Source organism: Pseudomonas sp. KBW05 (assembly GCF_003852405.1).
Taxonomy (GTDB): domain Bacteria; phylum Pseudomonadota; class Gammaproteobacteria; order Pseudomonadales; family Pseudomonadaceae; genus Aquipseudomonas.
Map to the genome: position 1 here is coordinate 88,095 of NZ_QAJM01000024.1, position 16,830 is coordinate 104,924.

Annotated in this window: 16 protein-coding genes; 10 read left to right on the plus strand and 6 right to left on the minus strand. The window is 54.8% G+C overall.

Going from position 1 to position 16,830, the window contains the following annotated elements:
* The first annotated feature begins 60 nt into the window (after positions 1–60).
* Positions 61–1,155 carry a site-specific integrase gene (locus DBR46_RS23040; protein WP_124528052.1) on the plus strand — a complete coding sequence of 365 codons (1,095 nt, stop codon included), beginning with the start codon at positions 61–63 and terminating at the stop codon, positions 1,153–1,155.
* A 71-nt stretch (positions 1,156–1,226) separates the two neighbouring features.
* Positions 1,227–2,780 carry a hypothetical protein gene (locus DBR46_RS23045; protein WP_124528053.1) on the plus strand — a complete coding sequence of 518 codons (1,554 nt, stop codon included), beginning with the start codon at positions 1,227–1,229 and terminating at the stop codon, positions 2,778–2,780.
* 34 nt (positions 2,781–2,814) lie between these two features.
* Here DBR46_RS23045 and DBR46_RS23050 read toward each other — a convergent pair whose 3' ends face one another.
* Positions 2,815–3,087, minus strand: a complete 273-nt coding sequence (locus DBR46_RS23050) for a pyocin activator PrtN family protein (protein ID WP_124528054.1) — start codon at positions 3,085–3,087, stop codon at positions 2,815–2,817.
* A complete protein-coding gene (locus DBR46_RS23055) occupies positions 3,084–4,427 on the minus strand; it encodes a DNA cytosine methyltransferase (RefSeq protein ID WP_305955605.1) in 1,344 nt (447 codons plus the stop codon). Before DBR46_RS23055 ends, DBR46_RS23050 begins: the two co-directional genes overlap by 4 nt.
* Positions 4,428–4,809: 382 nt before the next feature.
* Between DBR46_RS23055 and DBR46_RS30245 the strand changes: the two genes are divergently transcribed.
* The 5 genes from DBR46_RS30245 to DBR46_RS23080 all read left to right on the plus strand — a co-directional run bounded on the left by DBR46_RS30245 (position 4,810) and on the right by DBR46_RS23080 (position 9,064).
* Complete coding sequence (locus DBR46_RS30245; RefSeq protein WP_158619160.1) at positions 4,810–5,421, plus strand: hypothetical protein; 612 nt, start codon at positions 4,810–4,812, stop codon at positions 5,419–5,421.
* Between the two features lie 239 nt (positions 5,422–5,660).
* Positions 5,661–6,104, plus strand: a complete 444-nt coding sequence (locus tag DBR46_RS30250; protein WP_158619161.1) for a hypothetical protein — start codon at positions 5,661–5,663, stop codon at positions 6,102–6,104.
* 304 nt (positions 6,105–6,408) lie between these two features.
* Positions 6,409–6,624 (plus strand): hypothetical protein, encoded by a 216-nt coding sequence (locus DBR46_RS23070; protein WP_124528056.1) that lies wholly within the window; start codon positions 6,409–6,411, stop codon positions 6,622–6,624.
* A gap of 343 nt (positions 6,625–6,967) precedes the next feature.
* Positions 6,968–7,801 carry a hypothetical protein gene (locus DBR46_RS23075; RefSeq protein ID WP_124528057.1) on the plus strand — a complete coding sequence of 278 codons (834 nt, stop codon included), beginning with the start codon at positions 6,968–6,970 and terminating at the stop codon, positions 7,799–7,801.
* A gap of 795 nt (positions 7,802–8,596) precedes the next feature.
* Entirely contained in the window at positions 8,597–9,064 is a 468-nt protein-coding gene (locus DBR46_RS23080; protein WP_124528058.1) for a hypothetical protein, read from the plus strand.
* A 309-nt stretch (positions 9,065–9,373) separates the two neighbouring features.
* Here DBR46_RS23080 and DBR46_RS23085 read toward each other — a convergent pair whose 3' ends face one another.
* The 3 genes from DBR46_RS23085 to DBR46_RS23095 form a co-directional block, all read right to left on the minus strand.
* On the minus strand, positions 9,374–10,213 hold the full coding sequence (locus DBR46_RS23085; RefSeq protein WP_124528059.1) for a hypothetical protein: 840 nt from the start codon (positions 10,211–10,213) through the stop codon (positions 9,374–9,376).
* Between the two features lie 152 nt (positions 10,214–10,365).
* Positions 10,366–11,553 carry an MFS transporter gene (locus DBR46_RS23090; protein WP_124528060.1) on the minus strand — a complete coding sequence of 396 codons (1,188 nt, stop codon included), beginning with the start codon at positions 11,551–11,553 and terminating at the stop codon, positions 10,366–10,368.
* Positions 11,554–11,849: 296 nt separating this feature from the next.
* Entirely contained in the window at positions 11,850–12,485 is a 636-nt protein-coding gene (locus DBR46_RS23095; RefSeq protein ID WP_124528061.1) for a Wzz/FepE/Etk N-terminal domain-containing protein, read from the minus strand.
* 490 nt (positions 12,486–12,975) lie between these two features.
* Between DBR46_RS23095 and mqo the strand changes: the two genes are divergently transcribed.
* Positions 12,976–14,622, plus strand: coding sequence for a malate dehydrogenase (quinone) (gene mqo, locus DBR46_RS23100; RefSeq protein WP_124528062.1), 1,647 nt, complete (start codon positions 12,976–12,978; stop codon positions 14,620–14,622).
* Positions 14,623–14,709: 87 nt separating this feature from the next.
* On the opposite strand, the gene DBR46_RS23105 is transcribed toward mqo, so the two are convergent.
* Positions 14,710–15,414, minus strand: a complete 705-nt coding sequence (locus DBR46_RS23105) for an NADPH-dependent F420 reductase (RefSeq protein ID WP_256659380.1) — start codon at positions 15,412–15,414, stop codon at positions 14,710–14,712.
* A gap of 87 nt (positions 15,415–15,501) precedes the next feature.
* On the opposite strand from DBR46_RS23105, the gene DBR46_RS23110 reads away from it, so the two are divergent.
* Both DBR46_RS23110 and DBR46_RS23115 read left to right on the plus strand, forming a co-directional pair.
* Entirely contained in the window at positions 15,502–16,407 is a 906-nt protein-coding gene (locus tag DBR46_RS23110) for a LysR family transcriptional regulator (protein ID WP_124528141.1), read from the plus strand.
* Between the two features lie 90 nt (positions 16,408–16,497).
* Positions 16,498–16,827 carry a YXWGXW repeat-containing protein gene (locus tag DBR46_RS23115; protein ID WP_124528064.1) on the plus strand — a complete coding sequence of 110 codons (330 nt, stop codon included), beginning with the start codon at positions 16,498–16,500 and terminating at the stop codon, positions 16,825–16,827.
* Positions 16,828–16,830: the final 3 nt, after the last annotated feature.

The following is a 16,830-nucleotide window of genomic DNA, read 5'->3' on the forward strand; positions in this document are numbered from 1 at the left end:
TGTTTTCTGAAGTTGGTTGCTACATTGTAGCGATCGACTTCGGCAATGTAGCAACTGGAAATGGGCACGATCACAGCACGTAAGCGCAAGGACAACTCGACAGCCTACACGGCGCAGATACGGATCAATCGGGATGGCAAGACAGTTTATCAGGAAAGCCAAACCTTTGACCGTAAGCAGGTCGCCCAGGCCTGGATCAAGCGACGGGAGACCGAGCTGGCCCAGCCAGGTGCTATTGAGCGGGCGAATCGGAAGGGGGTGACGATCAAGAAGATGATCGAGCAGTACCTGGATGAGTACGAGAAGATCCGGCCGCTGGGGAAGACCAAGGGCGCGACGTTGAGTGCGATCAAGGAAACCTGGCTAGGTGAGTTGGAGGATGCAGCGCTGAATAGCCAGAAGTTGGTGGAGTACGCGCAGTGGCGAATGAGCGAAGAGGGCGGCGGTGTGCAGGCGCAGACGGTTGGTAATGACCTGTCGCACCTGGGCGCTGTGATGTCTGTGGCTCGGCCGGCATGGGGATATGAGGTCGATTCTCATGCAATGCCCGATGCTCGCAAGGTTTTACGCAAGCTTGGCATGGTAAGTAAGAGCAAGGAGCGTAATCGCCGGCCCACGCTCGATGAGCTGGATAAGCTCATGGGGCATTTTTTCGAGATGCAGAAGCGCCGGCCGGACTCTATACATATGCCGAAGATGATCGCCTTTGCGCTTCTCTCGACACGTCGACAAGAAGAGATCACTCGGATTCGATGGGAAGACCTCGACTGCGCTCGGCAGGCTGTACTGGTACGGGACATGAAGAATCCTGGGCAAAAGATCGGTAACGATGTCTGGTGTCATCTGCCGGATGAGGCCTGGGCGATTTTATGCACCATGCCGAAGGTTGAGCGAGAGATCTTTCCCTACAACGCTAAATCAGTGTCAGCTTCTTTTACGCGGGCTTGCCCGATGCTTGGGATTGAAGATCTCCATTTTCATGATTTACGCCATGAAGGGGTCAGCCGGCTATTTGAGATGGGGTGGGATATTCCCAGGGTCTCGAGCGTTTCAGGTCATCGTGATTGGAATTCTTTGAGGCGGTATACGCATTTGAGGGGGCGTGGGGATCAGTACCAGGATTGGGAATGGTTAAAAAAAATATTAAACGAATGAATTGTGAGTGGACATTTTGAACAGTAGTGAGTAGCGTTGGCACAAAGCCATCATGGATATAAGGCGCGCTGATGTTAAAGCTGAAAGACATACACCTTGGCAGTACTGATGCTAAAAATGAAATGCTCAGCAATAGTCCTGATGAATTCAAGCGGTTTGTGGATTCTTTTGTCGAACCTCCAGCGCTGGCAATTGATAAGTTTTTGAGCAAAAGCAAATATTATGTCGTGGGTTTAAAAGGTACGGGTAAAACCGCTCTGCTCAGATATATATCTATAAAGCTTGAGGAGCAATTAAACTCGGTTTCGAGTTTTATTTTGTTTAAGTCTGATATTGATGAGGAGCTGCGTAAGGACTTTAGTAAGGCGGCAAGAGTGCAAGTTGTCACAGAGAACAGTGACGCATTTGATGGCGATGATGTAGAGTCGGTATGGCGATGGTTTATATACAGAAAAATTGTTGCCGCGATCCAAGAAAAAGGCGCTGATGTTTTTCAGGATAACGCTAATCTTGCGAAATTTGTTGCTGTGGTTAGTTCGGAAGCTTTAAGTCAGCCTGAAAAAACGGGATTTATGCGGTTGGTTCCAAATATTCGTAAAGGAACTATTGAAATCAGCAAGTCTCCGAAGCTTGGTCTGGAGTTTGACTGGGACGAAAATGGGAACGCTAAAGTAAATTTTAATTATTTAGTTCGTGAGGCAGATACTGCTTTCGAAGGATTGGATCCGTCGGATCAGCGGTTAAATATATTTTTTGATGAGCTCGAGCTTAACTATGGCTCTAATAAACAGTACCAACGTGACTCTCGACTGGTTAGGGATTTAGTTGTGTCTGTTGAAAAGTTGAATGCTAAATCAAAACTGCGCGGGTATCCACTTTGTATCTATGCTGCGATCAGGTCTGAAGTTCTGGTTTCTGTAGCGGCTTTGGGAAAGGAAATTAATAAGCCGATTACAGACTTTGGTTCTGTGATTCATTGGAATCGGCCAGGTCTTGACGCGGCGCAACAGCCACTGCTCAATATAATTGAGCAAAGAATAAACAACGCTCGAGATGAAGCTGGCTTGAACAAGTTGTCGTCAGTCGAGCTTTGGAAAGAGTACTTCCCAGATTACATTCATGGCGTGAAGCCTCAGGTTTATATTCTTCATAACTCCTGGTATCGACCAAGGGATGTAGTGAGGTTGCTTATAGCTGTTCAGGATCAATATCCCGATGAGTCAAGCTTTATTCTTCAGGGGATTGAGGCTGTAAGAAAGGCTTATTCAACTGCATCATGGGTAGAGCTTACCGAGGAACTGAAGGCCAAATATAAGCCGTCCGAGATTGATGGCATTAAATACGTGTTTTACGGTTTCAAACAGGTTTGTACTGTTGGTGATCTAATAGGGCGTGCTGACGCTGTAGCAGTTGATCACAAGGAAACCAAGGATTTGTTGGCGAGAGTTTCTATGCGGGACGTAGTAAAGGATCTGTACCGAATTGGCGTGATCGGTAATATTGAGAACCGTGGATCACATATGCGGTTTTCATTTCGAGGTGATGACGAGATTCTTTTTGATCATAATGTGTTTGTTCATAATGCTCTTTGTGCTCACCTATCTATCCAGCGTCAATCTCGATAGCTTTAAAAAAATGGCCGCTAAAGCGGCCATTTTTCTATGCGGCTACTCTTCCCATAAGTTGGTTTTGTTCTTTTCGTGCTTTTTCTGTCTGGCGTTCAATGTAGTCGGCGAGGTCTTTTAGGTGTATTCCCAAGGCTGCTTTTTGACTGTCTGCGCCTAAGCGAACAACTGGGATGTCAATTTCACCGTCGAGTCTCTTTCGTTTGAATTTTTCCACTGTTAAATGCATGTAGTCTTTACATACAAGTTCGAGTGGTACAACAGCTCTGCCTTCATACTGAGCCATCAGTAAAAATAATGTGTTCAAGCTGCCACCTCTTCAATGGCGTAATTTCCGTTGTTCATACTTATTAAGGCCTTCATCGGCCACGGCGACACTGAGTTACCTACCATCAACACCTGAGTCTTGTTGCTGAGTTTCCGTCCATCGTGCCCGCGGTCGATCACATAGTTATCGGGGAAGCCCTGCGCACGATAAAGCTCACGCGGAGTGAGCATTCGCATGCCGATGTCCACGATCATATACGGCGTGCCCTTGATCGTTACCGTTACAAGCGCCAAGCGGTCCCGAGTGGTGATGGTCGCGGCCGGGTTGCGCAGGTCGTAGGTGTTGTCGCTGCCGTAGTAGCCCATCAGGAAGGCGGCAACACGCATAGCGCCGGCCTCGACCTCTGGAGCGAGCTTGTATTCAACCAGCGCGTGATGTTCGGCGCCGGCCGTGATCGTCGGCACCAGTTCGTCCATGGCCCGGCCAACGCAGTTCCTGCGAAGTGTCGATAGGTGCGCAGTGACGACTTGCTGCTGACTGCCTGTGGTTGTGATGGCTGTCAGGGGTTTTAGAGGGTGATGCCCTGGCGTTTCGTTGTACCCGCCGTTGTGCTGTGCAACATAGGCTACGGCCAGTGCGAAATGTCCGCCCTTCACGCCGCTGCAAATTGTGCGCAGGGGATCATCACCTGGCATGTTGCGTTGGCTGCTGCCATTGGCATGTTCGGTGATAAAGGGCGCGAGCTGGGGAGTGACAAGTGCAAAGCCCTGAGCGCCTGTGATGGTCTTTGCCGGGTCGTACACAGATTGGCAGCGCGCCAGATCGTTGCCTGTGTGGTTCACACTGACGATGAACGGGTTCTTGTGCTCGATGACGTAGCGCTTGGCGCCTTTGCGCAGGCGCTCCATCGTGTTGGTCACCAGTGGTCGCTTGACGCCTGCCGCACGGCCTTCTTCCTTTGTAAGGAAAATGCTCGGGCATGGAATCGACCAGTCGATGCAGCTGGCGGCGGTTCGGTACGCAGATTGCCCCTTGCCTGGGTTCTTGAAGTGCGTCGGTTCCGGCCAGCGCAGTGGCTGTCCGTCACGGCGTGCGATCAGGAACAAGCGCTCACGGGTAGTAGCTGCGCCGAAGTCGCAAGCCTTGAGCTTGCCGTACATCATGTCGTAACCCATGGACCGCAGGATGCTTTCGAAGCGGCGCCAGGTCTGTCCCTTACGCTTTGGATCGGGCACCAGGTACTGATCCTGCACCGGCACACGCTCGCCGGCAGCGGCGATGGTCATATCCCGGCGAATCACTAGGCCAATCTTGGTGCAGCGCTTTGCGATCAGTGGACCCCATTGGAGGATCTGTACGACGTTTTCCATGGTGATCATGCGGGGGCTGGCTTCGCCTCCCCATTTAAGGATGACCCACGATTGGGAGCGGCTGGTGGTGCTGCGCGCCTGACCGCCGGCAGCGAGGCTGTGGTGGGTGCATTCAGGGCTGGCGTGCAGGTGCGCAACAGGGCGGCCTCGAGTTGCCACACGCGGGCACACGTCGTAGACATCGGTGATGTAGTGCTCGGCGCTTGGGTGGTTGCGCTTCCGCCGCCGGCGAAGAGGTCCATGCGGATCTCGCCGGCGAAGTCTAGGCCGAACTGGGTTTTACAGTAGATTTGATTGGCGGGGAATTGTAGTTGGTCATGCGAAACCGTCCGTGGACGGTGCCTTTGGAGTTGTTCACAATTACCGACTGAATGATGGCTAGGAGCCACAGATGCTTCCCGAGGAAATCAGCTTCAAAACTCGCACGTTGCTGAAAATCGCAGTTTCCGCTCCTGGGGCGTTTGTTATCGGCGGGGCTACTGCCTTGATGTTCCGGCAGTGGCCCACTGATAACGCAGCTGCTTGGGTGCAGGCTGTGGGTTCTATCGGAGCAATAATCGGCGCATTTATGGTTGCCACTCATACGCACAAACTTGAGCGTCGTGCATCGAAAGATGCCGGTCTCGATGCTGAGGTCAAGGCGGTTCTGTTGGCTGAAGGAATTGTAAAGGAAGCTAGCGAGACTTTTTCTGCGGTTTGTAGAAACGCGAATAGGTCCGGTGAAACTCGGGTGAGCTCTAAACGAATAGAGAGCGTTCATCAGGCTTTGATGCTCGCGATATCTCAACCCGTTAGCGAGCAAGCTCTCAAACCTGTACTGAAGACGCTTCGGAGTGTTAGCGACGCGTCTGGAATCCTTCAGGATGCGATGGCGCACCAAGGGGTCCTCAGATCGGGGGATCAAGAGAAGCTGAATCGCCATATGGAGGTTGCGAAGGCGAGCAAAGAAATTCTGAGCGAGGTTCTGGCGGAACTTTATGCTCGGAGGAAGCGAAGTAAATGAGTTCCAGCGCTTCGTATTATGGCCTCCATACCCCGCGGCAGGCTGCGCGAGCGAGCGATCCCGAGCGTGTAGCGTTGCATCAAGGTGCGCGTCAGCAGTGGCGCTGGGAGGAGCAATAATACCTGCTGCTACGCAGCAGAGACTGTTTGTTTCTAGCGTGGCGCCACCATTGGCTGTGCGGAGCAAAGCGGGCAGGGCGCTGGTGTTCACCTGGTGATTCTTCATGCCGCTTTCCTCCGGTGTTCGATAGCGAGTTGGTCCATCAGGCGCTGGTGATAGGTGAGTCGAGCTTCTGCTGCAGGCCATGGGCGAATGGTTTCGGCCATGGTGTCGATGCCGACCAAGCAATCCCAGATAGCCGGATCGGTTGGCATGAGGTCGCGGCGTTCGTTCGCCAGCGCAATCAAGTCGGCCTTGTAGATGCAGACGGGGAGTTCTGGAGCGATGTCGAACCGCTCGTAAACCCGTCACCATATGCAGTCCTCGACGTGCTGGTAGGTACTAATCAACTGCTTGAGCGGCCGAGTCATGTCGCCCACTTACGCCTCGGCGGCATCGTGGAGCAGCGTTGCGAGCTTGTACTCTTCCAGCACCAGCTCGGCGAAGATGCAGCTGAACTGGGCCACGCTTTAGAGCTCGCGAGTGTGGCCGTTGAACCGACGGCCTTGAGTGGGTTGTTCTGAGTGCCCTTGGGACTTTCCGTTGTGTTGGTTTGGGTGGTTGGACGATGCTGCGCATTACGTGCCGCAGCAGGTAGAATGTTCAGGTTGATGGCAGAATGCCCCAATTCGATAGGGTGACTTCAGCAGAGTCTTCGACTCGATACGTTTAGGGGGGTATGACGTTTGCCTCAAGGTTATGAGGCACGAATTAGGCCATTGGCTGATGAGCCGACATGTTGGTTCCAGGGCAGGTGACATCGAAATTACAATCTATCGAGATGATCAGTAGGGCGGGAAGCATCATTACCGTCAAGAAGACTCTTCGATGGTTTTCACCGCGCCTGTCGTCAAAAGTGTTGATGACCTAAAGGAGTATTTGGAAAACCGGTTTCAAGTTCTCTACGCTGGTATTGCTGCGCAAATTCAGGTTCAGAAGATGAGCCCTGAAGAGTCTGACCGAATTATGGAGATGGATGCTTTCAGCGTTTCGCTGATTGAGGACGCCGAACGGCACTATGATGCAGCCCATCCAGGCTCTTAAGCACTCAAATATAGTCGCAATCGCAGGCCTTTCTGTTGACCGTGGCGTCGGGTCCGGGATCAATTGATCCATTACAAGTTCTACGCATAGCTGCAAGAGCATTTTGGTATATCGGAAGCCAACGACGCGACTTATGAAGGGAACTCAGCACGATTGAGTTTCGGTCATTGTATCCAGCCCTGACGGCTCTCTGATCTAGGAAAAAAGCACGGATAGAACACTCGGTCTTCCCCTGCACCTGCAAGATCTGATCAACCAGATCGACACGGAGCAGATCTCCTATCAAGGCCGTGATCGCGATGTGACGAGCCTGGACGACTACTTGACAGAGGGGGATTTTTCCATGGCCCAGTTCATCGCAGAGAAGATGATTGAGCAGCAGCGGCATTTCCGTTATCTGCAGGATCATGGCTTGCCTCCGGAGTTGCAAAGGCTGATCGAGCAGGTAAGTGCAGGGCAGATCGCCTATCAAGGTCGTGACCGCGATGTGACAAGCCTGGACGGCTATCTTGCGGAGGGTAATTTCTCCATGGCCCAGTTCATTGCAGAGAAAATGATTGAGCAGCAGCGGCAGTTCCGTTATCTGCAGGATCGTGGCTTACCCGAGGAGTTGCAAAAGCTGATCGAGCAGGTAAGTGCAGGGCAGATCGCCTATCAAGGCCGTGACCGCGATGTGACAAGCCTGAACGGCTATCTGGCGGAGGGTAATTTCTCCATGGCCCAGTTTATTGCAGAGAAAATGATCGAGCAGCAGCGGCAGTTCCGCCATCTGCAAGATTGTGGCTTGCCTCCGGAGTTGCAAAGGCTGATCAAGCAGGTAAACGCAGAACAGATTGCCTATCAAGGCCGTGACCGCGATGTGACAAGCCTGGACGGCTATCTGGCGGAGGGTAATTTCTCCATGGCCCAGTTCATTGCAGAGAAGATGATCGAGCAGCAGCGGCAGTTCCGTTATCTGCAGGATCATGGCTTGCCCCATGAGTTGCAAAGGCTGATCGAGCAGGTAAATGCGGAGCAGATCACCTATCAAGGTCGTGACCGCGATATGACAAGCCTGGACGGCTATCTGGCGGAGGGTAATTTCTCCATGGCCCAGTTCATCGCAGAGAAGATGATCGAACAGCAGGGCAATATTCGTACCCGGATCGAGAACGCTGTTCGTCCCGATGGACAATAGGAAACAACTATGACCATGCCCATATCGCTGCTTCGTCTGCCTGAATGATCACTGAGGTGAAGAGCTAACGTCCGAAAATGATCAGCTGTCTTCAAAATGCTGGGAGAGTGTGTCAACCGAAGGACTCAGAGATGGTTCGGATGGTGCCTATTTGTTTGTGCGCAACCTGCGGCCGTTGATGTCCAGTTCCAACCCTACAGGGGGGAGGTCTTAGCAGCACGCTGCTTTTGGCCCTATTATTGAGGGGGAAACCGTGAACAGGTTACTGGCGATTGTTTTATTGATGACGTCCCTGACGGCCTGCAATAGCCAAAACGTAAACAATTTCGAGCAGATAGATTCATCCGCTAAAAGCGTAACGGTGCCCGTCGGGTCTAGCGGTCTACTCGGGGGGCTCAAAAAAACGTTGAGCTCAAATGGTTGGAAAATGAACGTTTACAAAGGCACGTCAATCATTGAAGGAACAATGGGTAAGGAAACCTCACTCCAGCACTACGACACATTCAATACACGATATACCCTGACAGTAGCTTACCAACAGGTAGATACCTGCATCTGGGACCTTAGGGGATATTCGATTTTTGATATATCTTTAATAGATAACCAGTCAGGCAGTGAAGTATTCACTATCGACGGTAAGGACTGCGATTCAACCGTCGTTAAAAAATTCGACGAGCTCGTGCGCTAGGTCTAAGCAAGAAGGTAAAGCAGCAAGCGCATGTGGTTTGCTGGCAGCTGCCATCTAGGGCGACAAGTAACGTCGCTCATCACCAGCTCCACGAACAACGGAAATGTATGGAAGCCACTGATGAGGTTTACCAGATTCTGAGTGACGCGAAAGCTCTTGCTCGGCGTTATTACCACCTGACTGGCAAGCCGTTGGGCGTCACTGGTGAGGTCGCAGAATATGAGGCTGCTCGGATCCTCAATCTCGACTTGGAGCTTGCTAGGCAAGCCGGTTACGACGCTACCGAAATAAGGGATGGGTTGACTATCAGAATCCAAATCAAGGGTCGGTATTTCTCCAACCCCAGAATGCGAGGCGGCCGGGTTGGGTCGATCGACTTAAAGCAGTCCTTTGATACCGTTCTTCTAGTGCTGCTCGATGGCGATTACAACGCCTTCCAAATACATGAGGCTGCTAGACCCGCAGTTGAGGCACTTCTGACTAGACCTGGATCAAAAGCTAGGACCGAGCGTGGATCAGTCGGTATCAGCCAATTCAAAGCAATCAGTACGCTTCGTTGGGAGCGAGTGACATAAGGGGTTAACTCCCGCAAATCCCGACTGGCGAAGATACAGGGTAGTACGCTTTGTGGGGGGGTAATTGATGCATGCTTGGAAATTGCTACAAAGCATTGTGATTTCGAGGGGGGAGCCAGGGTACAAACGAGGGGATACGTCCAACCCATCATCTGCGCCACAGAAAAGCGCCGAGAGAAGGATTGCGATGCAGCAGTAGTCAAGGACATTGGACAATCTGAGTGGACAGGACAGAGGCCGCGAGTTTATCAGGAATCAGGGCGCAGAAATCGTGCGCTGCGGCCCCGGCTCCAACAGGTGCCATCGCCGTCATCCCGCAACAACGGTGCCCCTATGAAAAATCTCGCGCCTGGCGCGACGGCTTATATTCTCGTGTTTGCATGCCGCATACATGCCGTCAAACCGGCTGCGGTCGATTTCGCCGTATTTGTGCAGCTCTTCCATGACCATCTGATCGTATTCCTGCTCGATCATGAAGCGGAAGATTTCCCGTCGATAATAGAACCCGAATTGAAACGCCAGCACTTCGGACAAGTAGTCGGTAGGGGTCAGGAAGCAGTTTTCCAGATCAATGGCTTTGGCTGAGTCTGGCGCATCGGTTTGGATCATTACGTTGTTCGCCCAGAAGTCCATGTGCACGATGCCCTTTTCATGCAGGGCGCGCAGCAGGTCGAACGACAGGCTGATCAGGCCGCGGATGTCGCGGCTTTGGTCGAGCCATTGCAGGCCGTTGACGTGGTCATCGAGCATCTCGGTGAAGATGAAGAATTCCTGGATCAAACCAATCGCGGATTTTCGGTAGCCAAATCCGAGCAGGTTGGCGATGGGGGCCCCGCGTTGTTGTGCGGCGTGGGTGTTGATGACTTCTTCGACCGGCCAATCGAAGGCGCCGTCGCGCTTTGCACGTCCGAGGGTCACTCTCAATTTGGGCTTGAAGCTGTCGAGGGGCTGGAATTTGGCGAAGAGGTCGCTTTCCATGCCTTGGAGCGGGGCGCTGATGCGATCTTGCAACTGGTGCCGGCTGTCGATCAGCTCTTGGATCGCCAGTTCGACATTGATATCAGTGTCTTCTGTCAGAAAAATCCTGGCTTTACGGTGGTCGAGTATCGAGGGAAAACTCTGAAGGACACCTCTGTCGGGGAAAATCAAAACACATCCTTGTCATTGGGTAAATGTTACAGGGATGTTACACGTATGCCGCTATTGGATCCAACCTGAACCTAGCCTGTCTGATGGATAAATAGTCATCATCAATGGCGGTTTTTTGATTTTGCCGCCATTGACTCAGGTGCTGTCTTGCTTTAGCTGCCGCCGTGCATTCGACGTGCTACCAGGTAAACCCCCAGGCCGATCAGTGCGGTCGCTGCGCCGATATAGCCGGTGCTGGTCCAGCCGAAACCGGCAGTGATCGCGATCCCTCCAAACCATGGGCCCAGCGCATTGGCCAGGTTAAACGCCGCGTGGTTGGACGCCGCTGCCAGGCTCGGCGCTTCGTGGGCTATGTCCATCAAGCGAATCTGCAACGGCGCGGCCAGTGCCACCATGGTGCCAACCAGGCCAATGCCTAGCAGCACGCCCCAGAGCGAGCCGGCGGCGAAGGGGAAGAACACCAGCACCGCCATCGACCACACCAGGATCAGGCCCACGGCGCGAAACTGCAGGCGGTCGAAGAGTTTGCCGCCCGCAATGTTGCCGATGATGCCGCCGACGCCGAACGCCGCCAGGCCGAATGGAATCCACTGAGGGGTGACTTTGGTGACTTCGAGCATGGTCGGCGCGAGGTAGCTGAATACGCAGAACATCCCGGCGAAACCGATGGCGCCGATCGACAGCGCCATCCACACCTGGGGCTTGGTGAAGGCCCGCAGTTCTTTGCGCGGGTCGCTGCGCGGTTCGTCGCGACGCTCGGGTACGAAGCGCCAGACCAGTGCGATGGTGCAAAGGGCGATCAGGCTCACCAGTGCGAACGCCGAGCGCCATCCCAGATGCTGCCCGAGGAACGTCGCGATCGGGTTGCCCAGCAGCATGGCCAGGGTCAGGCCCATCATTACCCGCGCAACGGCGCCGGCGCGTTTGTCCGATGACACCATGCTAGAGGCCACTACAGCGGCGATGCCAAAGTAGGCGCCGTGGGGCAGGCCGCTGATAAAGCGAAAAGCCACCAATGAGCTGAATGTCGGGGTGAAGGCAGTGGCCAGGTTGCCCAGGGCATAAAGCCCCATCAGCAACAACAGCATATGTTTGCGCAACAGTCTGGCGCCGAGGATTGCCAGCAGCGGCGCGCCGACCATCACACCCAGGGCGTACGCACTGATGGCGTGTCCGACCTGGGGTTCGCTCAGGTGCAAATTGCTGGCGATGTCGGGCATCAACCCCATGATCGCGAACTCGCCGGTGCCGATAGCGAAGCTGCCTACGGCCATGGCCGCTTCCATTTTGGCGGCGCTGCGCGCGGGCAGGACGTGCCCGGGTGTTTGGTGGATAGACATGGGGGCTCTGCTCTCTACGGCGCACAAGGTAAGCCGGTGATGCTAAAGAACATCGTCGGAGGCGTCTAGGACAGGCGTTTCATGCAAAACCCCATGGGCGCGTGTGCTGTGCGATGAAGCCTGGGCCAAGGCCATTGAGCGCGGTGCGTAGATGAAATGCTATTTGTGCTATCGCAACTAATTTGTACAACTGATTGAAGGGCAGCAAGTGTTAAAGAATTTTGTTTTTAAAAAACTTTTTGATTGTTTTTTATGTGCACTCTTATTGCGTGGAAAGTGGCTTGGCTGTAGCGGGGTTATTTACGAGTTTCCCGTTCGTAATAGGCTTTAAACAGTGGAAAGTAAACCAATAAGCATCCCACTACAAAACCCAGGAAAATACCGATTGCAAGATACGCTACCAAGCTTTTTGAGTTGATGACCTCGATTTCCCCCAGCGTATTGAATGCTCTAAGGTTGTGATCTGGCGTCAGGGAGGGGAGGTTGAGGCTGAGGGCTTGCGTGTTGGCGTTGGCCAATACCGATTTCAGTTCTGATACGGCCAACTCTTCTGATTCGGCCTTGGATGAAGCGAGGTGGATGAACGGCTGGCGCGTGGCTGCGACGTCAATTTTGTTGGCGGTCATGATGCCCAGGGCAGCGTAAAATACATCGTCCTGGATTGAGCTGTAGAGCTTGATCTCTATCGGTTGTGTCGTCGCGTCGGGCACCGTTTCGGTGCTGCGAACTTCTCTGTATGCGCTGAGCAGCGAACCTTTGGTTATGTAGGTGCTGGCGACCCATTTTGGCGGCAAGGCATAAAACGCCGTGAGGGCCATCGCGACTCCAATCACGATAGCTGAGAGTATCTTGAGTTTATTCTTGCACAGCGCATGAATAAGAGGCAGAAGGTCAAATTCGTCATACTTACATTGATCATTTGGCGTTTTCATGCTGCTCACTAATAGCCCTTTAGATACGTTCCGCTGAGTGTAGAGTAGTTAAAAATGTTTGCTGTTACAGTTGTTGCATCCAAGGGCGGATTGACAGGATTGGGAGGTGAATAGTTCCAGATCGGTACATGTGAGGGCATGGCAGGCCAGCCAGTCGGCGGCAACATTCGACCGCCAAGTCCATATCAGACGCCCCATCCTCCCCGAGCGTGATATTCTGCGCGCCGTCTTGGTCTACGCTTTCCAAGGTGCGTTCACCCGAATACGCGCCGACGGTTGGCTGTCGCCCAGGTAGCTGAAGCCAATAATGATAAGAAGTCAGCGCAGAAGGGACATAAAAGTGAGGTCGATACGTCGGCCTTGTGTGCCCACCCTGCAGCCTTTAAGTGAGTGTGCAAACCCCGCAGTGCGTTGCCTGGCGCAGTGTGAAGGAGGGTTGCCCATGATCCGGGGCGGTGGGGCGGATGGCGTTTTATCATAGGTGCTACTGATGTTTAAGAAAGTAAACACTGCCCTGCTGGGGCTGGCTTTGTCGATGGGGATCACGTCCGTTCACGCGGAAGAGGCAAAGAAAGTCGATGTGCTGCTGATCGGCGGCGGCATCATGAGTGCGACCCTGGGTGTCTGGCTCAATGAGCTGGAGCCGGGTTGGTCGATGGAAATGGTCGAGCGCCTCGATGGCGTGGCCGAAGAAAGCTCCAACGGCTGGAACAACGCCGGTACCGGTCACTCGGCCCTGGCTGAGCTGAACTACACCCCGGAAGACAAGAACGGCAACGTTGAGATCCCGAAAGCGGTCGAAATCAACGAAGCGTTCCAGATCTCCCGTCAGTTCTGGTCCTGGCAGGTCCAGCAGGGCGTGCTGAAGAACCCGCGTTCGTTCATCAACACCACGCCGCACATGAGCTTTGTGTGGGGCGATGACAACATCAAGTTCCTGAAGAAGCGCTACGAAGCCCTGCAAGCCAGCCCGCTGTTCGCCGGCATGCAGTACTCCGAAGACCCGGCGCAGATCGCCAAGTGGGTTCCGCTGATGATGGAAGGGCGTGACCCGAACCAGAAGATCGCGGCCACCTGGAGCCCGCTGGGTACCGACATGAACTTCGGCGAGATCACCCGCCAGTTCGTCGCTCACCTGCAAACCACGCCTAAGTTCGACCTGAAACTGTCGAGCGAAGTGCAGGACATCACCAAGAACGCCGACGGTTCGTGGCGTGTGAGCTACAAAAACCTGAAAGATGGCACCAAGACCGAAACCGACGCCAAGTTCGTGTTCATCGGCGCGGGCGGCGGTGCACTGCACCTGCTGCAAAAGTCGGGCATTCCTGAAGCCAAGGAATACGCTGGCTTCCCGGTAGGTGGTTCGTTCCTGGTGACCGATAACCCAACCGTGGCCGAGGCGCACCTGGCCAAGGCCTACGGCAAAGCTTCGGTTGGCGCGCCACCGATGTCGGTTCCGCACCTGGACACCCGTGTGCTGGATGGCAAGCGCGTGATCCTGTTTGGCCCATTCGCGACCTTCTCCACCAAGTTCCTGAAGGAAGGTTCGTACCTGGACCTGCTGACCAGCACCACCACCCACAACATCTGGCCAATGACCAAAGTCGGTATTCGTGAATACCCACTGGTCGAGTACCTTGCAGGCCAACTGATGCTGTCGGATGACGACCGCTTCAAGGCACTGCAAGAGTACTTCCCGAACGCCAAGAAAGAAGACTGGCGCCTGTGGCAAGCCGGTCAGCGCGTGCAGATCATCAAGCGTGACGAAGAGCAGGGCGGCGTCCTGAAACTCGGTACCGAAGTGGTCAGCTCCGCCGACAACACCATCGCCGGCCTGTTGGGTGCATCGCCAGGCGCGTCCACCGCGGCTCCGATCATGCTGACCGTGCTGCAGAAAGTGTTCAAGGACAAGGTTGCGACCCCTGAGTGGCAGGCAAAACTGCACCAGATCGTACCGAGCTACGGCACTAAGCTGAACGACAGCCCTGAGGCTGTTGCCAAGGAATGGGCCTACACGGCCGAAGTCCTGCAACTGCCGACACCGCCTGTGATCCCACAGAGCGTTGCGCCGAAAGCTGTCGAAGCTGCCAAGCCAGCGGCTGAGCCGAGCAAGCCAGCGTCTGACCTGGCGTTGTAAGAAACAGCCGTGGTCCTAGGGCCACGCTGAGACAGAAAAAGCCCGCTGAACCGGTAACGGTCAGCGGGCTTTTTTGTGCGTGTGTGTTTACGCGAGGGTGCGAACCCGCTCGACTGCAGGCAATTCCACTGTTCGCTCGGCTGCGGCCAGCGCCGCTTTCAAGCCGGCCTGGTCCAGCGACACGCAATAGGCTGGTTTAGCCCGCTCAAATCGCCAGCTTTCGTCTATCCCGCCTGCATCCACGGCGTCAAAACCAAGCTCGTCGAGCAGGTGGATCACTTGCGCTTTGGCCGTTGCATTGTCCGCAGCCACCGGGAGTGCACGGCGGTCTGTTGCGCCATGAGGGCGGGCGTCCTGGGTCAGGTCGGGGGCGAATATCGCGTTGAACACCTTCACCACGTGCGCCTGTGGCAGGTGCTCGGCGAGCAGCCTGCTGGTGGTGGTTTCAAAGCGGTCCAGCACGGGGAAATGTCCGTCGCGGTTTGGATAATAGTTGTTGGCGTCCATCACCGTTTTTCCTGCCAGCCATTGCGGGGAAATACTGCGGTAATGCTCAAAAGGAATGGCAACAAGTACCACATCACCAAACCTGGCGGCCTCTTCAGCGCTACCGACCTGCACGCCGAGTATGCCGCTGACCACACTGGTCATGCTCTGCGGGCCACGGGAATTGCTCAGCATCACCTCATGCCCGGCAGCCAGTGCCAATTGCGCCACGGCGCGCCCGATGAAGCCTGCTCCAATAACGCCAATGTTCATGTCCTTGCTCCGGTGAGTTGCGGGAGTGGTTATGATGATTGGCAACTGTTTGGTGATAAATAACCGTTTTGATGTCGCTGTTGTTACTCAGGGTGGTGAATAATGGACCGTCTTTCAAGCATGAATGCCTTTGTGATGGCTGCCGAGTTGGGCTCCTACGCGCGTGCTGCCGAGCGCTTGAACATGTCGCCGCAGATGGTGGCCAAGCATGTTGCTGCGCTTGAACAGCGCCTGGGCGCCCGCTTGCTCAATCGCACTACGCGCAGGCAAAGCCTGACGGAGTTGGGTAGTGCGTACTACGAGCGCTGCAAGCACATCCTGACAGAGGCTGATGCCGCCGACTCCCTCGCGCAGATCATGAATGACACGCCGCGCGGCAAGCTGAAAATCACCGCGCCGGTGACCTTCGGCTCCTACAGCCTGATGCCGCTGATTACCCGGTTTTTGCGTGACCACCCCGATGTGGAAATTGACCTGCACTTGACCGACCGTTTTGTCGATCTGGTCGAGGAGGGCTACGAGGTGGCCTTTCGTATCGGGCCCCTTGCGACGACTAGTCTTACCGCCCGGCCCCTGGCGCCGTATCGGCTGGTGCTCTGCGCAGCGCCCGCTTACCTGGCGGAAAGAGGTGTGCCGCGGGTGCCGGTGGATCTTGAACATCATGAGTGCCTGGGGTACGCCTTCTGGTCGCGCCCGGCGGATCGGGAATGGGTTCTGCATCAAGGCTCGGCTTCTTACCGCATACGGGTAGCCAGCCGGTTGCAGATCAATGAAAGCAGGGCGTTGATGTCGGCAGCGCTGGATGGTTTTGGCATCGTGCTTGGCCCCGAAGATTTTTTACGCACGGCGTTGGCCAAGGGGGAGTTGGTGCGGGTACTGCCAGACTTTGATGCACCGAGCCGGCCGATGCACCTGGTCTACACCGCGAACCGGCAGCGCACCGCCAAGTTGCGTCGATTTGTCGACGCTGTGCTGCGGCGTTTTGGCGGCGATGGGTTCAGCAATCCGACAGACACCACCTGTTAAAAAGAATCCAGGCCAAGCAGGAGCGCGGCTGCGACAAGGGGGGATTTTTTACCGGTGTAGGCTTAGGGCGATAACGCCCGAGGGGTTTGTATGTTGCTACGTTATGCAGCATTGGCGGCAGTGGTGGTTGCCGCGTCGGGGTGTGTACAGGAGCGTGTCGTGCATGAGCGCAGGCCGGCGCAGCGAGAGTATGTCGAAGTCATCGCGCCACAGCCGCCGCCGGTGCAAGTGATCGAAGTCGAACCCGTGCCACGTTACGGCTATGTGTGGTCACGCGGTTACTGGCGCTGGGAGAGTGGGCGCTATGTCGCGGTACACGGCCATTGGGAGCCGGTGCGCGAAGGCTATCGTTATGTACATCCGCACTGGGTGCAGCGCAATGACGGTTACCACTGGCAGGGCGGTGGCTGGGTTCGTTGAGCC

What these genes read in the sequence shown, in the direction of transcription:
- DBR46_RS23110 (WP_124528141.1), top strand. Translation starts at nt 15,502, where the DNA reads ATGAATGCCTTTGTGATGGCTGCCGAGTTGGGCTCCTACGCGCGTGCT.
- DBR46_RS23095 (WP_124528061.1), bottom strand. Translation starts at nt 12,485, where the DNA reads ATGAAAACGCCAAATGATCAATGTAAGTATGACGAATTTGACCTTCTG.
- DBR46_RS30245 (WP_158619160.1), top strand. Translation starts at nt 4,810, where the DNA reads ATGCTTCCCGAGGAAATCAGCTTCAAAACTCGCACGTTGCTGAAAATC.
- DBR46_RS23075 (WP_124528057.1), top strand. Translation starts at nt 6,968, where the DNA reads ATGGCCCAGTTCATCGCAGAGAAGATGATTGAGCAGCAGCGGCATTTC.
- DBR46_RS23115 (WP_124528064.1), top strand. Translation starts at nt 16,498, where the DNA reads ATGTTGCTACGTTATGCAGCATTGGCGGCAGTGGTGGTTGCCGCGTCG.
- mqo (WP_124528062.1), top strand. Translation starts at nt 12,976, where the DNA reads ATGTTTAAGAAAGTAAACACTGCCCTGCTGGGGCTGGCTTTGTCGATG.
- DBR46_RS23070 (WP_124528056.1), top strand. Translation starts at nt 6,409, where the DNA reads ATGGTTTTCACCGCGCCTGTCGTCAAAAGTGTTGATGACCTAAAGGAG.
- DBR46_RS23045 (WP_124528053.1), top strand. Translation starts at nt 1,227, where the DNA reads ATGTTAAAGCTGAAAGACATACACCTTGGCAGTACTGATGCTAAAAAT.
- DBR46_RS23080 (WP_124528058.1), top strand. Translation starts at nt 8,597, where the DNA reads ATGGAAGCCACTGATGAGGTTTACCAGATTCTGAGTGACGCGAAAGCT.
- DBR46_RS23040 (WP_124528052.1), top strand. Translation starts at nt 61, where the DNA reads ATGGGCACGATCACAGCACGTAAGCGCAAGGACAACTCGACAGCCTAC.
- DBR46_RS23090 (WP_124528060.1), bottom strand. Translation starts at nt 11,553, where the DNA reads ATGTCTATCCACCAAACACCCGGGCACGTCCTGCCCGCGCGCAGCGCC.
- DBR46_RS23055 (WP_305955605.1), bottom strand. Translation starts at nt 4,427, where the DNA reads ATGATCACCATGGAAAACGTCGTACAGATCCTCCAATGGGGTCCACTG.